Origin of the sequence: Corynebacterium sp. HMSC14B06 (assembly GCF_001807075.1) — a bacterium.
Lineage (GTDB): Bacteria > Actinomycetota > Actinomycetes > Mycobacteriales > Mycobacteriaceae > Corynebacterium > Corynebacterium jeikeium_D.
In genome coordinates this window covers 1-3,991 of record NZ_KV787390.1, presented here as the reverse complement: position 1 = coordinate 3,991, position 3,991 = coordinate 1, and the positions used below count along the sequence as shown (strand labels likewise).

Below are 3,991 nucleotides of genomic sequence, written 5' to 3'. Positions count from 1 at the left end.
ACACACGCCCTTATTTAAGCGAATCCGCTGGTCATCAACCCAATTTCCACCAGTTTATACACACGATCCATATTGAAGCGTCCTGGGTTGAGTTCCTACCTCAGCTAAGGAAGGACTGAACTATGCCTAGAGAATATTCCGTCGAGTTCAAGGAGAAGGCGGTCCATCAGATCATCGAAATGGTCCGCCGGGAGTCTTGCTCACTGTAACGTGCCTACACGGAGGTCGGTGAGCTGCTTGGGGTATCTCACCATACGTTGCGGGCTTGGCACCGTGACGGCGCTTCGGTACGTGATGACTCTGACGCGTCTGGCGGCGAAACGATGGAAGAAGAGCTCAAGCATCTGCGCCACGAAAACCGCGAACTGAAACGAGCAAACGGGATTCTCAAGACTGCTTCGGCTTTTTCGCAGCGGAACTCGACCGACCCACGACTAAATGATCTCCTACATCGACGCATATAAAGATCAGTTTGGGGGTCGAGGCCTAAAACAAGCAGATCGTGGATTCATCACTTCACGCGGCTACCGCAAAGCCACCACACGCGCTCCCAGTGCAAGAGCCTTAAGCGATAGCCTTCTCATTGCAGAGATACAGCGTGTGCATGCGCAGAATTTCTCAGTCTACGGAATCCGCAAAATGTGGTACGCGATGAACCGTGAAGACTTTCATATCGGCCGCGACAAGACCGCCCGATTAATGAAGCTAGCAGGTGTTTCCTGCCGCAGATGCGGACGAACCCCCGTGACAACAATTAGCCCGAAGACACCGGATCATCGCCCAGACCTAGCGCAGCGAGACTTTCGTGCACAAGCGCCAGGCAGGCTTTGGGTTGCCGACATTGCTCACGTTCGCATTCTGTCGGGATTCGCCTACACCGCGTTTGTCGTGGATGTCTACAGCCGAAAAATTGTTGGTGTTGCTACACGCTCAACGATGCGCACCGATGCGCTGCCCATGGAGGCCTTGGAACATGCCTTAACGACTGCAGGACGAATCCATGGAAACCAACTGATTCACCATAGCGATCGGGGCAGCCAATACGTGTCACTGAAGTATTCCACCGCGCTAGCCGAATCCGGAATCCGGCGAAGTGTCGGAACAGTCGGCGATTCCTAAGACAATGCTCTAGCTGAGACCGTCAACGGTCTCTACAAGGCGGAACTGATTCATGCCCAAGGCCCCTGGACGTCGGTCGGGGAAGCCGAACTGGCCACCTTGCGGTGGGTGCATTGGTGGAACACCAAAAGGCTTCATGAAGCATTGGAGTACGCCACCCCACAAGAAGTAGAAACCAAGTACTATTTCACCCAGCCCATCAACACAGGGCCGTAAAAGAAGCGGAACTAAACCCAGGACGCTTCAAACTCCGTTAAAGAATTTTGAAGACTCAGGTTGAAGGAACGATGACCAAGCCGACTACCCGCACCGAGGATCCAGTCCATCACGGCATCAGGAAATACGACCACACTGATTTCGCCTGTCTAAAGCCCTCCAACGACAAGGTCCAGCACAATATTATGATGCTTGTCGGAAATGGCTTCGACATTGCTGCTCTTTCCCTGCTTAATGCCAAGTATCGAACTGACTACCAATCATTCTTCTTTTATCTGAAGTCAATGAACTTTAACGCCGAAAACATGATTTTCAAGAAGATGAATGAGCTGCGCAAAGAACATGAAGAACAGCGTGGCCAAGGCAAAGATGGGTTCCCTAATTGGAGCGATTTCGAAGCACGGTTACAGGAATTTGTATCTAGTCCGGGTCCTATCGACTTCGTAAAACTCCGCCGCGACTTGGCAGAAATCCAACGTCACTTTTCCAGTTTTCTTGACCTAGTGGTCAGCCCAGATTTGCTAAACGAATTGGATAGGGAGGCGCAATCTCACCAGTGGGCCTATTGTACATTTAGCCGGTTTCTGGGCGATCTCGACAGCAACGCCTATCAATACTTGGCTCTGCCGTCTAAAACCAATCATTACGATCTTTTCAATTTCAACATCATCAATTTCAATTACACTTTCCTCCTTGATAACTACCTATATCTCGACCAAGAACAGTTCGATCCTCATCCAAACACCACCGTGGACACGAACTTTCAGTTTCGACGGAATCCACGGAATCATCTCTATCCAAGTGAGTACTGCTCTAGAGCAAACGCTGAAACTGGTTGTTCCTCTTACCTGATGACAGAGATCCATCATCCGCATGGAATGCAGGCAGTACCACGATCCCTATTGTTCGGGATTGACGGTACGGATCAAGACGCGAACCAAGGTTCCTCCCACAAGTTTGAAAAAATCTTTTGGGCACAAACATCCCGTCGCTACCGCAAGATGATCGAAGAATCAGAATTTTTCATTATCTTTGGCAGCTCAATCGGAGAAACGGATCGATGGTGGTGGCGACACATCTTGCGTCGAGTCTCCGAAGGAGCAGAACTGATGATTTACAAATATTTTTCTTCGGACGTTCAGGTTGATGAACAGGCTTCTCCAAAAGCTATTGAGAGCAGATTCATCAATTGCAATTACGACCCTACTATGTTCGGTGGGCGGGAACTCGATGAAGAATTGTTTGGCGACCTCAGCCTCCGTGTACACGCTGTAACGTACTCAGACAACGAAACACTTTCCGCGTTCGGATTCAATCCTGCCATTTTCGAACCCTCTGATCGTGACCCCGCACATGTCCCTGTACCCCGCTAAATTTCAGGGTCCCGGCCATTTCCTTTAAATTTCGTCACGTCACTCATTCGTGCAATTAATGTGACAAAGTTTGAGTTCTTTCCTAGGTAAATTCCCTTGTAGGTCTCGTAGCGTTTTAACGACACTCGGACCTGAGCGCTGTTTGATGGACACCTGATAACCAGCCCGGTTGGGTTGGGACGAAAGGTAATTTATCTGACGTGTCCTAGGTTTTGTTCCGTTTGAGTAGATGGGAAAAACCGGAATATGCCGAGAAATTTGGACCAAAATGCGAAGGACCGTGTGATCCGGCTCGTGGAAGATCGCATCTTGGCGGAAAATATGTCGATGCAAGTCGCGTGCCAAGCATTAGACCAAAGCTAGGGGTTTCACGGCACACAGCTTATCAATGGACTTTTCGCAGGCCCGTCGTGCAGGGAACATCCCAGAACCGGTGCCTGAAGATGTGGCTGCCAAAACGCAAGGCTACGCCGTAAAACTCACCAGCTACGCGATACCAAAGAACTTTTAAAAGCTACCTCAGCTTTTTCGCGTCGGAACCAGGCCCAAAACGTTAAGAATAGATCCGGTTTATCGATGAGTACCGGAGTATTTTCCCTGTCGAGTTCATCTGTAAGGCGTTGAAAAAATAACCGTGCTGGCGGGTTCATCACGCTGGCGGGTTCATCACCTCGCGTGGGTATCGCCAGTCCAAGGCCTGTGGATTAAGTGTTTGTCGCCTTCGCGAAGCTGGCGCTGGTTGAACGCATTAGACCTTTTCATCGGGATAAGGGCCTGCCCCCCGGAAAGTAGACACGTCGGGGGTTAGCTATGCTGCTTGGGTCACTGTAGCTGAATTAAGCGCTTCGAATGTATCGGGGGCTAGAAGGTTGCACCAGGAGTGTCGTCTGCGCGTGTTGTAGCGCATGCACCTTCGGAAGACTTCTTGGCGGCAGGTAGTGGGATCGTCAAAGACTTTCCGATTACGCAGATCTTCACGCTTTAAGGTGGTGTTAAATGATTCTGCCACGGCGTTATCGGCACTCGTTCCCACCGCGCCCATGGATTGACGCACACCAAATACAGCGCAGTGCTCTCTAAATGCCTGCGAGGTGTACACACTGCCATGATCGGAATGGAAAATTGTTCCTTTAAGGCTTCTGCGGACTTTCCTTATACCCTTGGAGAACGTATTGAAGCAGAAGCGAAGGATTACAAAGCCACTGAAAAGCGAACACCACTAACAAAATGTTGTTTACTTGTGGGTAAAACAAAAGTGGGCCGCAGCACCCAACCCCACACGG

General features: G+C 50.3%; 1 protein-coding gene and 2 pseudogenes. 2 read left to right on the top strand and 1 reads right to left on the bottom strand.

Annotation, left to right across the window (positions count from 1 at the left end):
* Positions 1–122 precede the first annotated feature (122 nt).
* Together HMPREF3130_RS11250 and HMPREF3130_RS07430 are read left to right on the top strand one after the other, a co-directional pair.
* A pseudogene (locus HMPREF3130_RS11250) lies at positions 123–1,335 on the top strand (IS3 family transposase).
* Between the two features lie 71 nt (positions 1,336–1,406).
* Positions 1,407–2,708: an AbiH family protein gene (locus tag HMPREF3130_RS07430; protein WP_070429663.1), complete on the top strand. Its 1,302-nt coding sequence runs from the start codon at positions 1,407–1,409 to the stop codon at positions 2,706–2,708.
* Between the two features lie 808 nt (positions 2,709–3,516).
* Here HMPREF3130_RS07430 and HMPREF3130_RS11135 read toward each other — a convergent pair.
* Positions 3,517–3,852, bottom strand: a pseudogene (locus HMPREF3130_RS11135) (transposase); the annotation flags it as partial.
* Positions 3,853–3,991 lie beyond the last annotated feature (139 nt).

What these genes read in the sequence shown, in the direction of transcription:
- HMPREF3130_RS07430 (WP_070429663.1), top strand. Translation starts at nt 1,407, where the DNA reads ATGACCAAGCCGACTACCCGCACCGAGGATCCAGTCCATCACGGCATC.